The 21,069-nt window shown below is 50.6% G+C and carries 14 protein-coding genes; 13 read left to right on the forward strand and 1 reads right to left on the reverse strand.

The features are described 5' to 3' along the window. Nucleotides 1–231: 231 nt before the first annotated feature. A complete protein-coding gene (gene cel3B / locus CJA_RS07310) occupies nucleotides 232–2,694 on the forward strand; it encodes a beta-glucosidase Cel3B (protein WP_012487127.1) in 2,463 nt (820 codons plus the stop codon). Between the two features lie 455 nt (nucleotides 2,695–3,149). Next, nucleotides 3,150–4,355, forward strand: a complete 1,206-nt coding sequence (locus CJA_RS07315; protein WP_012487128.1) for an alginate export family protein — start codon at nucleotides 3,150–3,152, stop codon at nucleotides 4,353–4,355. A gap of 76 nt (nucleotides 4,356–4,431) precedes the next feature. On the opposite strand, the gene CJA_RS07320 is transcribed toward CJA_RS07315, so the two are convergent. Next, a complete protein-coding gene (locus CJA_RS07320) occupies nucleotides 4,432–5,712 on the reverse strand; it encodes a citrate synthase (RefSeq protein ID WP_012487129.1) in 1,281 nt (426 codons plus the stop codon). Nucleotides 5,713–6,300: 588 nt separating this feature from the next. Here CJA_RS07320 and sdhC point away from each other — a divergent pair. From sdhC to CJA_RS07375, 11 genes are all read left to right on the forward strand, one after another. After that, complete coding sequence (sdhC, locus tag CJA_RS07325; protein ID WP_041551262.1) at nucleotides 6,301–6,675, forward strand: succinate dehydrogenase, cytochrome b556 subunit; 375 nt, start codon at nucleotides 6,301–6,303, stop codon at nucleotides 6,673–6,675. After that, the gene (gene sdhD / locus CJA_RS07330; RefSeq protein ID WP_012487132.1) at nucleotides 6,669–7,040 is read left to right on the forward strand and encodes a succinate dehydrogenase, hydrophobic membrane anchor protein; all 372 of its coding nucleotides are present in this window, start codon (nucleotides 6,669–6,671) and stop codon (nucleotides 7,038–7,040) included. The genes sdhC and sdhD overlap by 7 nt, the downstream gene beginning before the upstream one ends. Further along, a complete protein-coding gene (sdhA, locus tag CJA_RS07335) occupies nucleotides 7,040–8,812 on the forward strand; it encodes a succinate dehydrogenase flavoprotein subunit (protein WP_012487133.1) in 1,773 nt (590 codons plus the stop codon). Before sdhD ends, sdhA begins: the two co-directional genes overlap by 1 nt. A gap of 14 nt (nucleotides 8,813–8,826) precedes the next feature. After that, on the forward strand, nucleotides 8,827–9,531 hold the full coding sequence (locus CJA_RS07340; protein ID WP_012487134.1) for a succinate dehydrogenase iron-sulfur subunit: 705 nt from the start codon (nucleotides 8,827–8,829) through the stop codon (nucleotides 9,529–9,531). Nucleotides 9,532–9,729: 198 nt separating this feature from the next. Next, nucleotides 9,730–12,561, forward strand: coding sequence for a 2-oxoglutarate dehydrogenase E1 component (locus CJA_RS07345; RefSeq protein ID WP_012487135.1), 2,832 nt, complete (start codon nucleotides 9,730–9,732; stop codon nucleotides 12,559–12,561). A 59-nt stretch (nucleotides 12,562–12,620) separates the two neighbouring features. After that, a complete protein-coding gene (odhB, locus tag CJA_RS07350) occupies nucleotides 12,621–13,817 on the forward strand; it encodes a 2-oxoglutarate dehydrogenase complex dihydrolipoyllysine-residue succinyltransferase (RefSeq protein WP_012487136.1) in 1,197 nt (398 codons plus the stop codon). Between the two features lie 103 nt (nucleotides 13,818–13,920). Then, the gene (gene lpdA, locus CJA_RS07355) at nucleotides 13,921–15,360 is read left to right on the forward strand and encodes a dihydrolipoyl dehydrogenase (RefSeq protein ID WP_012487137.1); all 1,440 of its coding nucleotides are present in this window, start codon (nucleotides 13,921–13,923) and stop codon (nucleotides 15,358–15,360) included. Between the two features lie 119 nt (nucleotides 15,361–15,479). Beyond that, on the forward strand, nucleotides 15,480–16,646 hold the full coding sequence (gene sucC / locus CJA_RS07360) for an ADP-forming succinate--CoA ligase subunit beta (RefSeq protein WP_041551265.1): 1,167 nt from the start codon (nucleotides 15,480–15,482) through the stop codon (nucleotides 16,644–16,646). Nucleotides 16,647–16,656: 10 nt separating this feature from the next. Further along, a complete protein-coding gene (sucD, locus tag CJA_RS07365) occupies nucleotides 16,657–17,529 on the forward strand; it encodes a succinate--CoA ligase subunit alpha (RefSeq protein ID WP_012487139.1) in 873 nt (290 codons plus the stop codon). Between the two features lie 376 nt (nucleotides 17,530–17,905). Then, nucleotides 17,906–19,828 carry a biosynthetic arginine decarboxylase gene (speA, locus tag CJA_RS07370; RefSeq protein ID WP_012487141.1) on the forward strand — a complete coding sequence of 641 codons (1,923 nt, stop codon included), beginning with the start codon at nucleotides 17,906–17,908 and terminating at the stop codon, nucleotides 19,826–19,828. Nucleotides 19,829–19,860: 32 nt separating this feature from the next. Beyond that, complete coding sequence (locus CJA_RS07375; protein ID WP_012487142.1) at nucleotides 19,861–21,060, forward strand: saccharopine dehydrogenase family protein; 1,200 nt, start codon at nucleotides 19,861–19,863, stop codon at nucleotides 21,058–21,060. The last annotated feature ends 9 nt before the right edge of the window (nucleotides 21,061–21,069 follow it).

Raw genomic sequence — 21,069 nt, forward strand, 5'->3', positions numbered from 1 at the left:
AATTGAGCTTATTGTGAACTATCAATTGACAGCGCTGTCAATTGATAGTAGCGTGCGCCAACTTATTAGAGTGCAAGATCTGCGCCTGCGTGTTGCGTGTTGCGTGAGGCCTGTTGCTGATGGATAGGAAAATCCTGCCCGCCGGGGTAGAAGCATCTTGCCGCTGTTTATGACCTGTTCGAATCCTCCCTTTGGGGATTTACTACTTGATACCACTGCGGAGGTTTTATCGTGCTGTGGCCAAAAGTCACCAGTAAGGTGAAGAAAGATCCCATTCTTGAGGCAAAAATTGATCAGCTGATGGCTCGGATGAGCCTGGAAGAAAAAATCGGTCAGATGATGCAGCCGGAGATACGCCATCTCACTCCGGAAGATGTTAAACAATACCACGTGGGCTCAGTGCTCAATGGTGGTGGTTCTGTTCCCAATAGTAATCGTTACTCCAAAGCGGCAGATTGGCTGGCAATGGCTGATGCTTTTTATGCAGCTTCAATGGATGAGAGCGACGGTAAGGTTGCAATTCCTATTATGTGGGGGACAGATGCAGTCCATGGTGTGGGGAATATTGTTGGTGCCACCTTGTTTCCGCACAACATTGGCCTTGGCGCTACACAAAATCCTGAACTCATCAAAGAAATCGGCAAAGTTACGGCGACGGAAATTGCGGTCACTGGATTGGACTGGGATTTTTCCCCTACGGTAGCTGTTGCCCGTGATGATCGCTGGGGGCGCACTTATGAATCCTATTCGGAAGATCCCGCTATCGTGCGCCTTTATGCCGCTGAAATGGTGGCTGGTTTGCAGGGTGATGCTGACACAGCTTCTTTCCTGTCTATTACTCAGGTAGTTGCTACTGCAAAACATTTTCTTGGTGATGGTGGGACACTCAATGGCATAGATCGCGGCGATTGTTCTGCCAGCGAGAGTGAGTTGCTTGAGATCCATGCTGCCGGTTACTACAGCGCTATAGAGGCTGGTGTACAGACGGTAATGGCTTCCTTTAATAGCTGGCATGGCCAGCATATGCACGGCCACCGTTATTTGTTGACTGATGTGCTGAAAGAGCAAATGGGCTTTGATGGTTTTATTGTTGGCGATTGGAATGGCCATGGCTTTGTCGAGGGGGCCAGCGTGCTCAATTGTCCCCAGGCAATCAATGCGGGATTGGACATGTTCATGGTGCCAGATCCGGAGTGGAAAACGCTTTATCAAAATACCCTGGATCAGGTGCGTGACGGCATTATTCCACTTGCCAGGGTAGATGATGCAGTACGGCGTATATTGCGGGTCAAATTACGGGCTGATTTATGGGGTAAGGGCCTTCCGTCCAGTCGACCATTGGCGGGTCGTGATGAATTATTGGGAGCTGCTGCGCATCGTGCTATCGCCCGCCAGGCCGTGCGTGAATCCCTGGTGATGCTCAAAAACAAAAATAATCTTTTACCGCTCTCGCCAAAGAGTCGTGTGCTGGTTGCAGGGGATGGTGCTGACAATATCAGCAAGCAAACCGGTGGCTGGTCGGTGAACTGGCAAGGGACAGGGAACACTATGGAGGATTTCCCCGGGGCCACTACCCTGTGGATGGGCATCAAGGCTGCCGTCACGGCGGCAGGTGGCGATGCTGAGCTGAGTCCTGATGGTACTTATTCATCTCGCCCTGATGTTGCCCTTGTTATATTTGGGGAAGACCCTTATGCCGAGATGCAGGGGGATATCCAGCATCAATTATTGAAGTCTGGCGACACGGCAGACCTTGATCTATTGCGTCGTCTCAAGGCTGATGGCATTCCTGTTGTCGCCTTGTTTATTACCGGGCGCCCTATGTGGGTTAATCGCGAGTTAAATGCGGCAGATGCTTTTGTTGTCATTTGGCAGCCGGGCACCGAAGGTGCCGGCGTTGCAGATGTTCTGTTTGCCCGTGCAGAAGGTGGCGTTAATTATCCCATGGGTGGGCGCTTAACCTTCTCTTGGCCCAAGCGCCCCGATCAGGGGCCACTGAATGTGCATGACACAAACTATGACCCCCTCTTTCCCTATGGCTATGGCTTGCGCTATGGCGATAAGGATATTTTGGGCGATACCCTCAGTGAAGAGGGGATCAGCATGCCTCAGTCCACCCGGGTACTTGAGTTGTTTAATCGTCGCCCCATGGGAAATTATGTGATTGCCCTTGAGGGTAATCGCAATGACCGCCAATTGATGAATGGCAATCTTGCCAAAGCATCGACCTTAACCGTGACGGTGGTGGACAGGGATGTGCAGGAAGATGCCAGGCGTGCCGTATGGAATGGGGAAGGTGAGGGGCTGGTTGCACTGTCAACACCGAATCGCCAGGTGTTGAGTGATTACTATGAATCTGATGCTGCCCTGTTTTTTGATATTAAGGTTGACCAGGCTCCTGAACAGCAGGCATTTGTGCGTATTGGTTGCGGTCCCTCCTGTCACTCAGATGTCGATGTGACAGAATTGCTGCGCAGCCTTGAAGGGAAGGGGTGGGCCAGCATTCGCGTGGATCTTGCCTGTTATCCGGAAGTGGAAACCAACTTTGGTTTACGGCGGTTGCCGCATGAGCTGTTTGCACTAATTCTTGAGCCCTTTTCCCTGGTTGCAAATGGTAAGATGGATATCAGTTTTTCCAGGGTTTATATCGAAAAAAATCGAGCTCAACATGGAACATTTGGTGTTGTTGGTTAATTGGTATCTATCCCGCTTCCTCTGTAAAAGCCGCCATTTCCAGGCGGCTTTTTTCTTTGTGTTTTTTCTGTTTGCCTTGCAATAGTGCGAGCCAAAAAATAAAGGTGCACTTTCCGGTTCAAAATTGGTGCGACAGGTCGGTTTGAATTGTTTAAAAATGGCGCTATAGAAAACGTGCAATCACCAATTGTGTGCGCATAAAAAATAGCATTTTTTGATGCGGATTTTCTGTGTGAATTTATATCTCCTTGAAATGTAATAGAATATTTTCAGAAACAGCCTTCTTATCGTTGGCTGGCATAAGCCTTGCTCCTGTGCATACTAGTCATGCGCCATTGCACAAAAAAGTATCAGTAAAATTTTTTGTGTAACAAAAGAATACTTTTCTTTCTAATACAAAGAAAAAGGCCGTGATGATTAAACCATACACATGCATATCATCTGGAGTTGGCTTTATGAATAAACAGAGAATTCATTTTTGTGCGGCTGCTATGAGTACAATTTACTTTGCTGTCCCACAGGTTTCGGCGCAAACATTTACCGAGTCCTTGCAACAGGGCAGTAGTGTCAAGGTGAATCTGCGCACTCGCTTTGAAGATGTCAGTGAGGATGGGTTGCAGGATTCTGATGCGCTGACTGCTCGTACCCGTCTGTCCTATCAATCGGGAACCTGGAATGGTTTTGGTTTTTCTGCTGAGTTTGATGATGTGACGGAGCTGGATGGCAAAGTGGATTATCGTGCATATCCTGGTGATCCCCAAAACCCGGGAACTGCAGTGATTGGTGATCCGGAAGGAACGGAGGTTAATCAGGCATTTATTGCTTACACTAATGCGTCTAACCAGGTGAGATACGGTCGCCAGCGGATAATCCTCGATAATTCACGCTTTATTGGTAATGTGGGCTGGCGGCAGAACGAGCAAACCTATGATGGCTTTTCTGTGGTGAATAAAAGTATCGTCGATACCAGTATTACCTATGCCTATATCTGGAATGTAAATCGGGTCTTTGGAGATAACAATCCCATTCAGCCCGATCATCACATGGACAGTCATATTGTTAATATTGGTTACAGCGGCTTTAGTGCAGGAAAATTAACAGGTTATGCCTATTTGCTTGATAACGATACAGCGCCTGCTCTATCCGGTGATACGGTCGGCATACGTTGGCAGGGGATCTTGAATAAAACGTTTAGCTACAACCTGGAGTATGCACGACAAACCAATGCGGGCGTTGCCGAAAGCTTTGATGCCGATTATATGTTAGGCGAGGCTGTTTTTACGCTGTCCGGTTTTAACATCACCCTGGGCTATGAATTGTTAGGTTCCGATGATGGCAGCTATGGTTTTGCAACGCCCTTGGCAACACTGCATGCTTTTCAGGGATGGGCCGATAAGTTTTTGGCAACGCCGGCTGTAGGCCTGGAAGATAAATATATTAATGTTGGCACCACAGTGGCAGGGATACAATTCCTGCTCAGCTATCACAAATTTGATGCTGATATTGGCAGCCAGGATTTGGGTGATGAAATAGATCTAAGTGCGTCGCGCAAATTTGGATCTGTTGTATTAACCGCAAAGTATGCGGATTATGCTATGGGTGATGTAGCGGCTTTCCGCGATACCACCAAATTTTGGTTGATGCTGGATTGGAATTTCTAAAAAGGCGTATTGCAGAAAAAGCTTCCCATTAAAAAAGGCCGCAATTGCGGCCTTTTTTAATGGGAAGCCCCTGCCATTATTTGGTTGGATAATCGCGTTTTGGGCTGCCGGTGTATTGTTGGCGTGGGCGACCAATTTTGTAGGGGCCGCTAACCATTTCGTTCCAGTGGGAGTACCAGCCTACTGTGCGGCCAAGTGCAAAGATAACTGTAAACATTTCTGTTGGGATGCCAACCGCTTTCATAATGATGCCGGAATAGAAGTCCACATTCGGGTAGAGTTTCTTGCTGATGAAATACTCATCTTCCAGGGCAATTTGCTCCAGGCGCTTGGCAATGGCCAGCAACGGCTCATTTTCCAGCCCCAGCTCTGCCAGAACTTCATCACAGGTTTGCTTCATGACTTTAGCGCGTGGGTCGAAGTTCTTGTATACACGGTGGCCAAAACCCATCAGGCGGAAGCCGGATGTCTTGTCTTTAGCACGGGCTACACAGGATTCGATATTTTCAACGCTGCCGATTTCTTCCAGCATATTCAGTACGGCTTCGTTTGCACCACCATGGGCAGGGCCCCACAGGGTGGAGATACCCGCGGCTATGGCTGCAAAGGGGTTGGTACCGGAAGAGCCGGATAGGCGTACTGTCGACGTGGATGCATTTTGCTCATGGTCAGCATGGAGGATAAAAATGCGGTCCATGGCTTTGGCAATAGTTTGGCTTACGTTGGGGGCCTGGCCTGCCTTGCCGAACGTCATATTCAGGAAGTTGGCGGCGTAATCCAGGTTGTCATCGGGAGCGATGAACTCTTCGCCCTTGCTGTGTTTGTACACCATGGCGGAGAGGGTGGGAATCTGTCCAATCAGGCGATAAGCCGTGATTTTGCGGCTTTCGGCATTGGTGATATCGATTTCGTCGTTATAGATAGCAGCAAGCGCGGCTACTGCACTGCACAGAATCGCCATGGGATGGGATTCGCGCTTGAAGGTTTTGACCAGGTTGGCAACTGAGGCATCGACAGTCGAGTGTTTTTTGACTTCGGCAGTGAATTCTTCTTTCTGGGCCGGGGTTGGCAGTTCGCCATTCAGGAGGAGGTAGCAGGTTTCGAGGTAATCAGAGGAGACAGCCAGTTGCTCTATGGGATAACCGCGGTGGAGCAGGACACCTTCATCGCCATCAATAAATGTAATCTTGGATTCGCAGGAGGCGGTGGACATAAAGCCCGGGTCGAAGGTGAAAAAGCCGTGCTTGGTAATGCTGGTAACGTCGATAACGTCAGGGCCGATCGTGCTGGCGTAGATAGGAAGTTCAATCGTCTTATCAATGCCATCAATCGACAGATGTGCTTTCTTGTCAGTCATTACTGACTCCTATGCTTACAGATGGGACAAAATAAAGCCTGAGAGGACATGTTTCGCCCTGCTCAACGGATGTAGTACTCGTTTGTAGCTGTCTGTGGTCGCTACTTATTTATGGGCTAGCCGGTACCGACCCTGCCGTTTGCGAGCCGCATTATAGATGAGTTGTTTATGAAGGCGAAAGTTTTTGGCTGGCCTAAATGGCATTTTGTCGGTTCTTTTTGGGTGGGATTTACCTGTCTTGACGGAAATGGTGCGGGTGGGCGGCAGCGCCATGCAGCGCGGCGCACAGTTTTGGTGTGATGGTTAATTTTGATGCCTTTTAGTGGGGCATTTTTGGGTCTTTTCTTTCTGTAAAATCAGTGAGTTGCGTAAAAATTGCGTTAATCGTCTGTTGGCGCCTAAACCCTCTGGTAGTATGCCTTTTCGAAGCCATTTTGGTGCGGGTTTTTGTTTGTGTTTCCATGGCTCACTCTCTATAATGCTGCGCGACTTGCAGGAGTGTGCCTCATTTATTGCGCATTGCATGCGTTTATCTGGGTCATAAAGGCTTAACACCATGTCTGCCATGGGCTAAGGGTGAACTCAACCGTGAAAAAAAACAGACCTGTCAACCTCGATATATCAACCATAAAACTCCCCATAACAGCGTACGTTTCCATTCTTCATCGCATTTCCGGAATTTTTCTTTTTGCTGGCGTTGCCTTCCTGCTGTGGATGCTGGACATAAGTCTGCGCTCTGCGGAAGGCTTTGAGCAGGTGAAAGCCATAGGTGCTTCGCCTCTGTGTCAGTTTATCCTCTGGGCGGTCTTGGCCGGATTGGCGTATCACCTGGTAGCCGGTATTCGCCATTTAATTATGGATCTGGGCGTGGGTGAAACCCTTAAAGGCGGTCAACTGGGCGCCAAGCTGGTGGTCGTTATCGCTACCGTTCTGATAATCCTTGCGGGAGTTTGGGTATGGTAACTTCAGTCACAAGTTTTGGCCGTAGCGGTCTTTATGACTGGTTAATCCAGCGTGTTGGCGGCGTTATCATGGCCGCATATACCATCTTTATTGTTGCTTATCTGGTCTTGAATCCCGAACTCACCTATGAGCAGTGGCAGTCACTTTATAGCCAGTTGTGGATGCGCGTCTTCAGCCTTGCTGTTCTTCTTTCCTTTATATCCCATGCCTGGATTGGCCTCTGGGCAGTACTGACGGATTATTTAACGGTTCGCCTGTTAGGCTCCAAAGCCACCTTCCTGCGTATATTTGCGCAGATCGTCCTGGGGGCTGTAGCAGTCACCTATCTGGTCTGGGGTGTTCAAGTAATTTGGGGTATTAACTAATGGCTAGCATTCGCACTATTTCATTCGACGGTATTGTGGTAGGCGGTGGTGGCGCTGGTATGCGTGCTGCGCTCCAACTGGCCCAGTCTGGCTACAAGACAGCGGTAATTACCAAAGTATTCCCGACCCGTTCGCACACCGTATCTGCCCAGGGGGGCATTACCTGTGCAATCGCCAGTGCCGACCCTAACGACGATTGGCGTTGGCACATGTATGACACGGTAAAGGGCTCTGATTATATCGGTGACCAGGATGCTATTGAGTACATGTGTTCCGTAGGCCCTGAGGCTGTATTTGAACTGGAGCATATGGGACTGCCATTTTCCCGTACCGAGAATGGCCGTATTTACCAGCGCCCTTTTGGTGGGCAATCCAAAAACTTCGGTGAGGGCGGTCAGGCTGCCCGTACCTGTGCTGCGGCTGACCGCACCGGCCACGCCCTGTTGCACACCCTGTACCAGAACAACGTGAAGAACAAAACGGTATTCCTCAACGAGTGGTTTGCTGTTGACCTGGTGAAAAACCAGGATGGCGCGGTGGTGGGTGTTATTGCCATCAATATCGAAGATGGTGAAACCGTTTATGTAAAAGCCAAGGCGACGGTCCTGGCTACTGGTGGTGCCGGTCGTATCTACGCATCTACCACTAATGCGCATATCAATACCGGTGATGGTATTGGCATGGTGCTGCGCGCTGGCTTCCCGGTACAGGATATCGAGATGTGGCAATTCCACCCCACCGGTATTGCCGGTGCCGGTGTACTGGTTACCGAAGGTTGTCGCGGTGAAGGCGGCTACCTGATCAATGCTGAAGGTGAGCGTTTTATGGAGCGCTATGCGCCCAATGCTAAAGACCTTGCCGGCCGCGACGTTGTGGCCCGCTCCATGATCCAGGAAATTATTGCCGGGCGCGGTGTTGGTCCCAACAAAGACCACGTACTGCTCAAACTGGATCACCTGGGTGAAGAAGTGCTGGAGAGCAAGCTGCCCGGCATTTGCGAACTGTCGCGTACCTTTGCCCACGTTGATCCTGTGTATGCACCTATCCCCGTGGTGCCCACCTGTCACTATATGATGGGCGGTGTTCCCACCAATATTCACGGCCAGGCGTTGACGCAAGACGCCAATGGCAATGATGTGGTAATCGATGGCCTGTTTGCCTGTGGTGAAGTGGCTTGTGTATCTGTACACGGTGCCAACCGCCTGGGCGGAAACTCGCTGCTCGATCTGGTGGTGTTCGGTCGCGCAGCTGGTTTGTACATTGAGAAAGCCCTGCGTGAAGGTATCGAAAATCGCGAGGCCACCCAGGTTGATATCGAAAAAGCCATGGCGCGCTTGAATAAGATCAACACCTCTGACGGTGGTGAGGATGCGTCGGTACTGCGTAAAGAGCTGCAAACCATTATGCAGAACTACTTCGGTGTATTCCGTAAGGGTGAGTTCATGCAGAAGGGTATTGAGCAATTGGCCGAGCTGCGCAAGCGCATAGAGAATGTCAGCATTACCGATAAGAGTAATGCGTTCAACACGGCGCGTATCGAGGCGCTGGAACTGCAAAACCTGCTTGAGGTGGCTGAAGCAACCGCCATCGCTGCAGAAGTGCGTAAAGAGTCACGCGGCGCCCATGCACGTGAAGACTACGAAGATCGTGACGATGTGAATTGGCTCTGCCACTCCATTTATTTCCCCGGTGAAAAGCGCGTTGGCAAGCGTGAGGTGAACTTCAAGCCACACACTATGGATGCTTTCCAGCCCAAGAAACGTACCTATTAATCGGGAGCCGAATCATGTTGAAAGTACAAGTTTATCGCTACAACCCTGAAACTGATAACGCACCCTATATGAAAACCTATGAGGTAGATACCCAGGGTAAAGACTTGATGGTGCTTGATGTATTGGAGTTGCTCAAGGCGCAGGACCAATCGCTGGCCTATCGCCGCTCGTGCCGCGAGGGCGTATGTGGCTCAGATGGTATGAATATCAATGGCAAGAATGGCCTTGCCTGTATCAAACCCTTGTCTGAGTGTGTAAAAAGCAACACCTTGATCTTGCGTCCTCTGCCTGGGTTACCGGTGATTCGCGACCTGGTTGTTGATATGACCCAGTTCTACGAACAATACAAAAAGATTGAGCCTTACCTGCAAAACGATACCCCGGCGCCTGCTATTGAGCGCCTCCAGTCCCCGGAGGATCGCGAAAAGCTCGATGGTTTGTACGAGTGTATACTGTGCGCCTGCTGTTCAACCAGTTGTCCTTCCTTCTGGTGGAACCCCGATAAATTTATCGGACCCGCTGGTTTATTGCAGGCTTATCGTTTCCTGGCCGATAGCCGTGACCAGGCTACGCAGAAGCGTTTGGCTAATTTGGATGATCCTTTCAGTGTATTCCGCTGTCATGGAATCCAGAATTGTGTGGCGGTTTGTCCCAAAGGGCTCAACCCGACAAGGGCCATCGGCCATATCCGCAACATGTTGTTACAGAGCGCTACCTAAGGTGGCGCTTTTCTGTATTTGAAACTACAAAAAAGATGCCTCGGGTGTGCTCTGGCACCCAGGAGGCACAAGCCTGTTGGTCGCATCGGTCGCGGCAATTTAAAGCAGCGCTTTTAATCACAAGTTGAAAGCGTTTGGTAGCTAACCGCTAGTAGATAGCAGGGGATGACTGAATCCCCAATGATTAAGGTGGGTGGAATGCAAGACAGCATAATGGAGCGTTTTTGGAGCACGTCTCATATTTCTGGTGGGAACGCTGCATACGTCGAAGAGCTCTACGACACGTATTTACACAATCCTAATGCCGTTCCTGAAGAGTGGCGTAATTATTTCGATCAGTTACCCCGTGTTAATGGTGTACTGACCCAGGATACTCCCCATTCTGTGATTCGCGCCCAGTTCGAGCAGTTGGGTAAATCGCGTGTACGCACTGTGACTGTTGCCGGTGGAAGTGTTTCTGCCGAGCATGAACAAAAGCAGATCAAAGTTCTGCAGTTGATCAGCTCCTATCGTTTCCGCGGTCATCAAAAAGCGCAGCTGGATCCACTGGGTCTGATGCAGCGCGACCCGGTACCCGACCTTGATTTAAGTTTCCATGGCCTGACTAATGCAGATCTCGATACTGTATTCAGTACCGGGAGCCTGTTTATTGGCAAAGAAGAAGCCACCCTGCGTGAAATTGTTGAAGCGCTTGAGAAAACCTATTGCGGCCACATAGGCGCGGAGATCATGCATATCACGCCACTGGCTGAAAAGCAGTGGTTGCAACAGCGTTTTGAAAGTGTTCGCTCCAATCCGGAGTTTACCAAAGAGCAGCGCCTGGCGTTGCTTGAGCGCCTGACAGCAGCGGAAGGCCTTGAGCGTCATCTGGACAGTAAATACCCCGGCACCAAGCGTTTTGGCCTGGAAGGTGGCGAGAGCTTTATTCCCCTGGTTGACGCCCTGGTAAAACGTGCGGGTACCTATGGTGCCAAAGAGATTGTGTTGGGCATGGCCCACCGCGGCCGTTTGAATGCTCTGGTGAACGTGTTTGGTAAAAGCCCTGCGGAGTTGTTTGCAGAGTTTGACGGTAAGCGCTCTCTCAATACGTCCGGTGATGTTAAGTATCACTCAGGGTTCTCATCCAACGTGATGACGCCCGGTGGTGAGCTGCACATGGCCATGGCTTTTAACCCGTCTCACCTGGAGATCGTATCGCCTGTTGTCGAAGGTTCTGTGCGCGCTCGCCAGGATCGTCGCAACGATAATAGTGGCGCTAAAGTGGTGCCTATTGTGGTTCATGGCGATGCGGCTTTTGCCGGCCAGGGTGTTGTGATGGAAACTTTCCAAATGTCACAAACCCGTGCTTATGGCACAGGCGGTACCCTGCATATCGTTATCAACAACCAGGTTGGTTTCACCACCAACAAGCGTGAAGACTCCCGCTCTACCGAATACTGTACCGACGTGGCCAAGATGATCGAAACACCGATTTTCCACGTCAATGGCGATGATCCGGAAGCCGTGTTGTTTATTGCGCAATTGGCAATGGATTATCGCTATGAATTCAAAAAAGACGTGGTAATCGATCTGGTTTGCTATCGCCGTCGCGGTCATAACGAAACCGATGAGCCTTCAGCGACCCAGCCGTTGATGTATCAGATTATCCGCAGTCTCAAAACTACCCGTACTCTCTACGCGGAAAAGTTGGTGGCAGAAAACCTGTTGTCGCAGGCGGCGGCGGATGAGTTGACAACCAATTACCGGGCGGCCCTGGATCGCGGTGAAAATGTTGCCAGTGGTTTGGTGAGTGAACCGGATCGCACACTGTTTGTCGATTGGTCTCCCTACATTGGCCACGATTGGCAAACACCGGCGAATACCGGCTATGAGCTGCAGTCCCTCCAGGCCGCGGCCAACAAAATGTGTGAAATCCCGGATGGGGTTGTACTGCAAAAGCAAGTAGAAAAAATCTACGAAGACCGCCGCAAAATGGCTGCCGGTGCTCTGCCACTCAACTGGGGTATGGCCGAAACATTAGCCTATGCTACTTTGATAGAGCAGGGTTATCCCGTGCGTATGACGGGGCAGGACGTGGGCCGTGGAACCTTCTCCCATCGCCATGCCGTGATACATAGCCAGAAAGACGGCAATGCCTATGTGCCTTTGCAAAACATGAAGGCAGACCAGCCGGTCTTCGATCTCTATGATTCCTATCTGTCAGAAGAAGCTGTATTGGCGTTTGAATATGGTTACTCAACCACATCCCCCAAGGGATTGGTGATTTGGGAAGCCCAGTTTGGTGACTTTGCCAACGGTGCCCAGGTCGTTATCGACCAATTTATTACCAGTGGTGAGCACAAGTGGGGCCGCCTTAGTGGCCTGACCATGTTATTACCGCATGGTTATGAAGGGCAGGGGCCTGAGCACTCATCGGCGCGCCTGGAGCGTTTCATGCAGTTGTGTGCAGAGCACAATATCCAGGTCTGTGTTCCCTCAACGCCAGCCCAGGTGTTCCATATGCTGCGTCGCCAGGCCGTTCGCCCAATGCGCCGCCCGCTGGTAGTGATGAGTCCGAAATCCCTGCTGCGTCATAAATTGGCAACATCAACCCTGGAAGAATTGGCCAATGGCAGCTTCCAGAACGTGATCACCGATGCCAGTGTTGATCCCTCCAAGGTTAAGCGCGTTATCCTGTGTAGTGGTAAGGTGTATTACACCCTGCTGGAAGAGCGTACAGCGCGTAACCTGGATAATGTTGCCCTGATTCGCCTTGAGCAGTTGTATCCTTTCCCCGAGAAAGAATTGACTGCCGCCCTGACTCCTTTCAAAGGCATTAACGATATTTTCTGGTGCCAGGAAGAGCCAATGAACCAGGGTGCCTGGTATAGCAGCCAGCACCATATGCGTCACGTCGTCCAGCAGCTTTATGGTCGTGAGTTGTATCTGGATTATGTAGGTCGCGATGCTTCAGCAGCACCGGCGTGTGGTTACATGTCTGTGCATATTGAAGAAGAGAAACGTTTTGTTGATAAGGCACTCAGTGTTTGAGTGCCACACCCTATTAAACCGAGCAAATAAATCACAGCGCCACAGAGAGATGGAATAGCATGAGTATCGAAATCAAAGCCCCTACGTTCCCTGAATCCGTTGCTGACGGCACAGTTGCAACCTGGCACAAAAAACCGGGTGAAGCTGTCAAGCGCGATGAATTGATTGTGGATATTGAAACCGACAAGGTGGTTTTGGAAGTAGTGGCTCCGGCCGATGGTAGTATTGCTGAAATTGTTAAAGGCGAAGGCGAAACCGTACTGAGCAACGAAGTGATTGCCAGGTTTGCGGAAGGTGCCGTAGCTGCTGCTCCCGCCGCTGCGGCGACCCCTGCAGCAGAAGCCAAGCCAGCTGCAGCACCGGCTGAAAAATTGGTTAACCCCGCCGCGCGCAAACTGGCCGAAGAAAACAATGTAAACACTGCTGCTGTGTCCGGTACCGGCAAAGACGGTCGTGTGTTGAAAGAAGATGTAGCCAACCACCTCAAGTCAGCTCCGGCGGCAACACCCGCAGTAGCAGCGCCGGCACCGGCACCGATTGAAGCTGCTGGTGAGCGTGTTGAAAAACGCGTACCTATGACTCGTTTGCGTAAACGCATTGCCGAGCGGTTGCTCGAAGCCAGCAGTACTACCGCTATGCTCACTACCTTCAACGAAGTGAACATGAAGCCGGTTATGGATCTGCGTGCCAAATACAAAGACCAGTTTGAAAAAGTACACAACGGTACTCGCCTGGGCTTTATGAGTTTCTTCGTGAAAGCGGCCGCTGAGGCCCTGCGTCGTTTCCCGGTTGTCAATGCCTCTATCGATAACAACGATATTGTTTATCACGGTTATCAGGATATTGGTGTTGCCGTATCAACCGATAAAGGCCTGGTGGTACCTGTACTGCGCAATACAGAGAACATGAGCCTGGCGGGTATTGAAAATGCGATTCGCGATTTCGGCCTGCGCGCCCGCGATGGCAAGTTGGGTATCGAGGAAATGTCTGGTGGCACCTTCACTATTACCAACGGCGGTGTATTTGGATCACTCTTGTCTACGCCGATCCTGAACCTGCCCCAGTCTGCCATCCTGGGTATGCACAAAATCCAGGAGCGCCCCATGGCAGTTAATGGCAAGGTAGAGATCCTGCCCATGATGTACCTGGCGCTGTCCTATGATCACCGCCTGCTGGATGGTAAAGACGCTGTGCAGTTCCTGGTGACTATCAAGGACTTGCTGGAAGATCCGGCGCGTCTGCTGCTCGAAATCTAAAACGGCTTTTGAAACGCTCTTGGCAACCTGAGAGCGTTTTTTCATGTAAATGGTGGCTGCTCACAAGGTAGTCATCGCAAATCAATAAATTGGGAACATGGTTATGTCTGAAAAATTTGATGTGGTCGTTATAGGTTCTGGCCCCGCGGGTTATGTGGCGGCAATTCGCGCTGCACAGTTGGGCCTGAAAACAGCCTGTATCGAAAAGTGGCGCAATGAGGAAGGTAAGGGTGTTAACGGCGGAACCTGCCTTAATGTTGGCTGTATCCCTTCCAAGGCCCTGCTCGATAGCTCCTATAAATACCACGAAGCCAAAGACGATTTTGCCGTTCACGGTATTACCGCATCAGGTGTAGAAATTAATGTTCCCGCGATGGTTGCGCGTAAAAACCAAATCATCAAAAACCTCACCGGTGGTATTGCCGGCCTGTTCAAAGCGAATGGCGTGACCAGTGTATTCGGTACCGGTAAGTTACTGGCCGGTAAAAAAGTGGAAGTGACTGACCACGAAGGTAAGGTCAGTGTGCTGGAGGCCAACCATGTCATCCTCGCCTCTGGCTCCAGCCCGATCAATATTCCGGTAGCACCTGTCGATAATGATGTCATCGTCAACTCTACCGGTGCCCTGGAGTTCCAGTCTGTACCTGCCCGTCTGGGCGTGATTGGTGGCGGTGTTATCGGCCTGGAGTTGGGCTCTGTATGGAATCGCCTGGGCTCCAAGGTAGTGGTGCTGGAAGCACTGGATACTTTCCTGGGAATCATGGACCAGCAAATTGCTAAAGAGGCCAATAAAATCCTCACCAAGCAAGGCCTGGATATTCGCACCAGTTCGCGTGTGACTGGCTCTGAGGTGAAGGGCAAAGAAGTCACGGTGACCTACACCGATAAAGACGGCAATGAGCAGAAAGAAACTTTCGATAAGTTAATCGTGTGTGTGGGCCGTCGCCCCTACACCGAGAACCTGCTGGCAGCTGATTCCGGTGTCAACCTGGATGAGCGCGGTTTTATTTTCGTTAACGAATATTGCGAGACCAATGCACCAGGCGTCTGGGCGATTGGTGACGTAGTGCGTGGCCCCATGTTGGCTCACAAAGGCTCTGAAGAAGGGGTGATGGTAGCGGAGCGCATCGCTGGCCAGAAGTCGCAAATGAACTACGACATTATCCCCAGTGTTATCTATACCCATCCGGAAGTCGCCGCTGTGGGTAAAACGGAAGAGCAGCTCAAGGCATCCGGAGAACCCTACAACGTGGGAACATTCCCCTTTGCCGCGTCTGGTCGCGCTATGGCGGCGAATGAAAGCCAGGGTTTGGTCAAGATTATTGCCCATGCTGAGACAGATCGTATCCTCGGGTGCCACATTGTTGGCCCAAGCGCAGCGGATCTGGTTCAGCAGGTAGCGATTGCAATGGAATTCGGTTCGAGTGCAGAAGATCTGGGCATGATGGTGTTTGGTCACCCAACCCTCTCTGAAGCAATCCACGAAGCAGCCTTGGCAGTGCATGGCCATGCCATCCACATTGCCAACAAGAAGAAGCGTTAAGAAGAGAACCTTAGAGTTTTCCCCTGGCGGCAGCTGGCTCACGAGGTCAGCTTGCCATCGATAACCCGGTTGGCGTGATCAAAGAGACATGTTCAACCATCGTCAAATGGAACTACACCATGAATTTGCACGAGTATCAGGGTAAGCAACTGTTTGCCCAATATGGCTTGCCTGTTTCCAAGGGCATTGCCGCTGCAACTGTTGAAGAAGCCGTTGCAGCTGCGGATCAGATTGGCGGCGATATGTTCGTCGTTAAAGCACAGGTTCACGCGGGTGGCCGTGGTAAAGCGGGTGGCGTAAAGCTGGTTAAGAGCAAAGATGAAATCAAAGCCTTCGCCGAAAAATGGCTGGGCCAGCGTTTGGTGACTTACCAGACAGACGAAAAAGGCCAGCCTGTTAGCCGCATTCTGGTGGAAACCTGTACTGATATCGCCAAAGAGCTGTATTTGGGTGCAGTTGTGGATCGCTCTTCACGTCGTATCGTGTTTATGGCATCTACCGAAGGTGGTGTGGAAATCGAAAAAGTTGCCCACGAAACCCCGGAAAAAATCCTTAAAGCCACTATCGATCCATTGGTCGGTGCACAGCCATACCAGGGCCGTGAGCTGGCATTCAAACTGGGTCTGGAAGGCAAGCAGATCAACCAGTTTGTGAACATTTTCGTCAACCTGGCCAAGCTGTTCAAAGAGAAAGACCTGGCGCTGGTGGAAGTAAACCCGCTGGTTATTACCCCCGAAGGCAACCTGCACTGCCTGGATGCCAAACTGGTTGTGGACAGCAACTCTATCTATCGTCACCCCGAACTCAAGGCCATGCAGGATCCTTCCCAGGAAGACCCGCGCGAAGCACACGCGGCCTCCTGGGAGCTGAACTATGTCGCCCTGGATGGCAATATCGGCTGTATGGTGAACGGTGCCGGTCTGGCAATGGGTACCATGGACATCGTTAAACTGCACGGCGGCCAGCCAGCCAACTTCCTCGACGTAGGTGGTGGTGCGACCAAAGAGCGTGTGGTTGAAGCGTTCAAAATCATCCTGTCTGACGATGCGGTAAAAGCCGTATTCATCAATATCTTTGGCGGTATTGTGCGCTGCGACATGATCGCTGAAGGCGTGATTGGTGCCGTGAAAGAAGTTGGTGTGAAAGTACCTGTGGTTGTTCGTTTGCAAGGCAACAATGCCGAGCTGGGCGCCAAAGTGCTGTCAGAAAGCGGCCTGAACATCATTGCTGACACCGACCTGACTGGCGCTGCCCAGAAAGTGGTTGCTGCAGCGGCTAACGCATAAGGGGTGAATGATGAGCGTTTTAATTAACAAAGACACCAAAGTGATCTGCCAGGGCTTCACCGGCTCTCAAGGCACGTTCCACTCTGAACAAGCTATCGCTTACGGCACCAAAATGGTTGGCGGTGTAACCCCCGGTAAAGGTGGTCAAACTCACCTGGGCCTGCCGGTGTTCAACACCGTGAAAGAAGCGGTAGATGCGACGGGTGCAGAGGCTTCGGTCATTTATGTTCCCGCGCCTTTCTGTAAAGACTCTATCCTGGAAGCCGCCAACGCCGGTATCAAACTGATTGTTTGCATTACCGAAGGTATCCCTACCATGGATATGCTCGATGCCAAAGTGAAGTGTGATGAGTTAGGCGTGCGCCTGATTGGCCCCAACTGCCCAGGTGTTATCACCCCGGGCGAGTGCAAGATCGGCATCATGCCCGGCCACATCCACAAGCCAGGTAAGGTAGGTATCGTATCCCGCTCCGGTACCCTGACTTATGAAGCAGTGAAGCAAACGACCGATTACGGTTTCGGCCAATCCACCTGCGTGGGTATTGGTGGCGACCCAATCCCCGGTTCCAACTTCATCGATATCCTCAAGCTGTTCCAGGCTGATCCACAAACCGAAGCCATTGTTATGATCGGTGAAATTGGTGGTTCTGCCGAAGAAGAGGCGGCGGCTTTCATCAAAGCTAACGTGACCAAGCCTGTTGTATCTTACATCGCGGGTGTAACGGCGCCTGCCGGTAAGCGTATGGGCCACGCCGGTGCGATTATTTCCGGTGGTAAGGGGACTGCTGCCGAGAAGTTTGCAGCACTGGAAGACGCCGGTGTAAAAACGGTGAAGAGCTTGGCCGACATTGGTAAAGCCCTGAAAGAAATCACTGGCTGGTAATTCCAGACGTCAGGTTTCTGTTAAAAAAGGCGATCTCCGGATCGCCTTTTTTATTGGCATGCCGATCACACCGAAATGCCGGTTGGTTTTTGAGCGTTTCCATCTGTTTGATCAATAATATTTTCAGGTTGTCATCATCTATTCACAGGGATTTATTCCAGGTTTGTTAGGATGTATGGCTAATAAACGCAGTAAATTACTGCGCTATTGGTTAAAATTCACCCCAATCTGTGCGCAAATACTTTATTTTTCATCAAAAATGTGGACAATTGCGCGCCATTTTTTCAGTTTTTCGCCCTGCACTGGGTTGCATGACAACACCAGAGTCAGATTCTTTTCACTTCGCATTAAGCGAACTCCATGAAGGGTTGGGTTATTGGTGAACAGCTCTGAAAAATTATCCCCCTGGTCATCGCGCAATGCTGCTGAACTCTATGGAATTGATGAGTGGAGCAGTGGTTATTTTGGTATTTCCGCCGAGGGCGAGGTTATTGTGCGTGCGCCTACGGCAGAAGGCGAAACCCAGGTTTCGCTGATGGAAATTGTCGATGGCTTGCAGCAGCGCGGCTTGCAAATGCCGGTGCTGTTGCGCCTGGAAAACCTTGTTGATAAACGTATCAGTACCTTAAATGACTCTTTTGCACTGGCCATTGAAGCCAGTGGTTACCAGGGCCAGTATCGCGGTGCATTTCCGATCAAGGTGAATCAGCAGAGCCATGTGATTGCCGAAATAGCGCGCTTTGGCGAACGCTACAACCATGGCCTTGAGGCCGGTAGCAAGGCAGAGTTAATGATTGCTCTCGCCACCTTGAAAAATCGCGAGAGCTTGATTATCTGTAATGGATATAAAGATCCGGAGTTTATTACCCTCGGTTTGCAGGCGCGCAAATTGGGGTTCAAATGCTTTTTTGTAGTAGAAACCCTGGCTGAATTGCCGCACATTATTGAGCGCAGCCAGGCGTTGGGTATTGAACCATTGATTGGTGTGCGTTTAAAACTCTCTACCAAAGTGGAGGGGCACTGGAGCGAAGACAGTGGCGATCGCAGCCTTTTCGGTCTCAACACCAATGAATTGATTACCGTTGTCGATGAATTGCGCAAGGCCAATTTATTGCACTGTTTCCAGTTGCTGCATTTTCATCTTGGTTCGCAAATTCCCAATATCCGCAGTATTCGTGCCGGCGTCCTTGAAGCCTGCCGCTATTATATCGAGTTGGTGGCAGAGGGCGCCCCGCTGGGTTATATCGACCTCGGTGGTGGCTTGGCGATCGATTATGACGGCACCAGTAGCACCAGTGGTCACAGCCGCAACTATTCTGTACAGGAATATTGTATCGACGTTGTTGAGGCTATTCAGGAATGTCTCGACGAGCATCAGATTGTCCATCCAACGATTGTGACCGAGTCGGGCAGGGCAACGGTTGCGCACACGGCAGTGCTGTTGTTCAACATCCTTGATGTAACGCATTTTGAGCCGACAGAGCCTTTGGGGGAGCTACCTCAGGATTGCCATGAAATGATCCAGAATCTCTGGCATTCCTTGTCGGTGATTAAGCCAGCTAACTTGCAAGAGTCCTATAACGACCTTTTATACTACCGCGATAAGATTCGCGATCTTTTCCACTCGGGCGATATTAGCCTGCGCCATCGCGCGCTGGGTGAAAATATCTATTGGGCCGGAATGCAGAAAGTGGCATCACTGGTGCCGCAATTGAAACGTGTTCCTGCCGAGCTGGAAAGTTTGCAAGAGCAGATTGCGGATATTTATTACGGTAATTTCAGTGTGTTCCAATCCCTGCCGGACTCCTGGGCAATCCAGCAGGTATTTCCGGTAATGCCGATTCACCGCTTAAACGAAGAGCCGAATCGCCAGGCGATAATTGCTGACCTTACCTGTGATTGCGATGGCAAATTGCAAAAATTTGCTGGCCCGGTAGGTGAATCAAAAACCTTGTCGTTGCATCCCATTCGTGCAGGTGAAGAATATTACCTCGGTGTGTTTTTGGTGGGAGCCTACCAGGAAACATTGGGAGATCTGCATAATTTATTTGGCGATACCAATGTTGCCAGTGTGCGTATTAACACCGATGGCAGCATTGATTTTGTCCACGAGATTCACGGCGATAGTATTGCAGACGTATTGAGTTATGTAGAGTACGAGCCCAACGCGCTCTATCAGCAATTTCGTCAAACGGCTGAACAGGCCGTGCGCGATGGCATTATCAGTGTAGCGGATCGCCAGCAAATGCTGGCGGCCTATTCCGAAGGGCTGCGCGGTTATACCTATTTCGAAAAATAGCGGTTTGCTTTAACTGTCAGGAGCGAATGACTATGGCAAAAGTGTTAATCATTGGTGCCGGTGGCGTCAGTAATGTCGTGGTACACAAATGTGCCCAACTACCGGAAGTGTTCTCGGAAATCGTATTGGCAAGCCGTACAGAATCCAAATGCAAGGCGATTGCTGAAAGCCTGAGCCGCCCGATTAAAACCGCACAGGTTGATGCGGATAATGTGCCCGAGCTGGTTGCCTTGATTAAGGCGGAGCAGCCGGATCTGGTGATCAATGTGGCGCTGCCTTACCAGGATTTGCATATCATGGATGCCTGCCTGGAAGCCGGTGTGGACTATCTGGATACGGCTAACTATGAGCCATTGGATACCGCCAAGTTTGAATACTCCTGGCAGTGGGCCTATCAGGATAAATTTAAAAATGCCGGTATTACCGCATTGCTGGGTTCCGGTTTCGATCCGGGTGTTACCAATGTGTACACCGCCTATTTAAAAAAGCATCATTTCGATGAGATTCATTACCTGGATATTATCGATTGCAATGCCGGCGACCACGGTAAACCCTTTGCAACTAACTTCAATCCTGAAATTAACATTCGTGAAGTAACCGCTAATGGCCGCTATTGGGAAAACGGCGAATGGGTAGAGACCGCACCCCTTTCGGTTAATCGTGTGTTTGATTTCCCGGCAGACATTGGCCCGAAAAAAATTTACATGATGTATCACGAAGAACTGGAATCCATCGTGAAGCATTTCCCGGATATTAAGCGCGCGCGCTTCTGGATGACGTTCTCCGATAATTACCTCAAACATCTGGAAGTACTCGGCAATGTCGGCATGACGTCTATTGAGCCGGTGATGTTTGAAGGCCGCGAGATTGTACCCCTGCAATTCCTGAAGGCCTTATTGCCTGATCCGGCAAGCCTTGGTCCTTTGACCAAGGGTAAAACCTGTATCGGCTGTCTGGCGCAGGGCGTAAAAGACGGCAAACCCAAGACCATGTTTGTCTACAACGTCTGTGATCACCAGGAATGTTACCGTGAAGTGAAGTCCCAGGCGATTTCCTACACCACCGGTGTACCTGCCATGATCGGTGCCAAAATGATGTTGGAAGGCAAATGGAAAAAGCCGGGCGTATGGAATATGGAACAATATGACCCTGATCCGTTTATGGATGACCTCAATAAATACGGCTTGCCCTGGGAGTTGGTTGAGATTGATGCAAGTGTCATGGAAGGGTAGGGCTGAAAA

It is taken from the genome of Cellvibrio japonicus Ueda107 (assembly GCF_000019225.1).
GTDB classification, from domain to species: domain Bacteria; phylum Pseudomonadota; class Gammaproteobacteria; order Pseudomonadales; family Cellvibrionaceae; genus Cellvibrio; species Cellvibrio japonicus.

What these genes read in the sequence shown, in the direction of transcription:
- sdhD (WP_012487132.1), top strand. Translation starts at nt 6,669, where the DNA reads ATGGTAACTTCAGTCACAAGTTTTGGCCGTAGCGGTCTTTATGACTGG.
- CJA_RS07340 (WP_012487134.1), top strand. Translation starts at nt 8,827, where the DNA reads ATGTTGAAAGTACAAGTTTATCGCTACAACCCTGAAACTGATAACGCA.
- sdhA (WP_012487133.1), top strand. Translation starts at nt 7,040, where the DNA reads ATGGCTAGCATTCGCACTATTTCATTCGACGGTATTGTGGTAGGCGGT.
- sucD (WP_012487139.1), top strand. Translation starts at nt 16,657, where the DNA reads ATGAGCGTTTTAATTAACAAAGACACCAAAGTGATCTGCCAGGGCTTC.
- CJA_RS07345 (WP_012487135.1), top strand. Translation starts at nt 9,730, where the DNA reads ATGCAAGACAGCATAATGGAGCGTTTTTGGAGCACGTCTCATATTTCT.
- CJA_RS07315 (WP_012487128.1), top strand. Translation starts at nt 3,150, where the DNA reads ATGAATAAACAGAGAATTCATTTTTGTGCGGCTGCTATGAGTACAATT.
- odhB (WP_012487136.1), top strand. Translation starts at nt 12,621, where the DNA reads ATGAGTATCGAAATCAAAGCCCCTACGTTCCCTGAATCCGTTGCTGAC.
- CJA_RS07320 (WP_012487129.1), bottom strand. Translation starts at nt 5,712, where the DNA reads ATGACTGACAAGAAAGCACATCTGTCGATTGATGGCATTGATAAGACG.
- sucC (WP_041551265.1), top strand. Translation starts at nt 15,480, where the DNA reads ATGAATTTGCACGAGTATCAGGGTAAGCAACTGTTTGCCCAATATGGC.
- CJA_RS07375 (WP_012487142.1), top strand. Translation starts at nt 19,861, where the DNA reads ATGGCAAAAGTGTTAATCATTGGTGCCGGTGGCGTCAGTAATGTCGTG.
- lpdA (WP_012487137.1), top strand. Translation starts at nt 13,921, where the DNA reads ATGTCTGAAAAATTTGATGTGGTCGTTATAGGTTCTGGCCCCGCGGGT.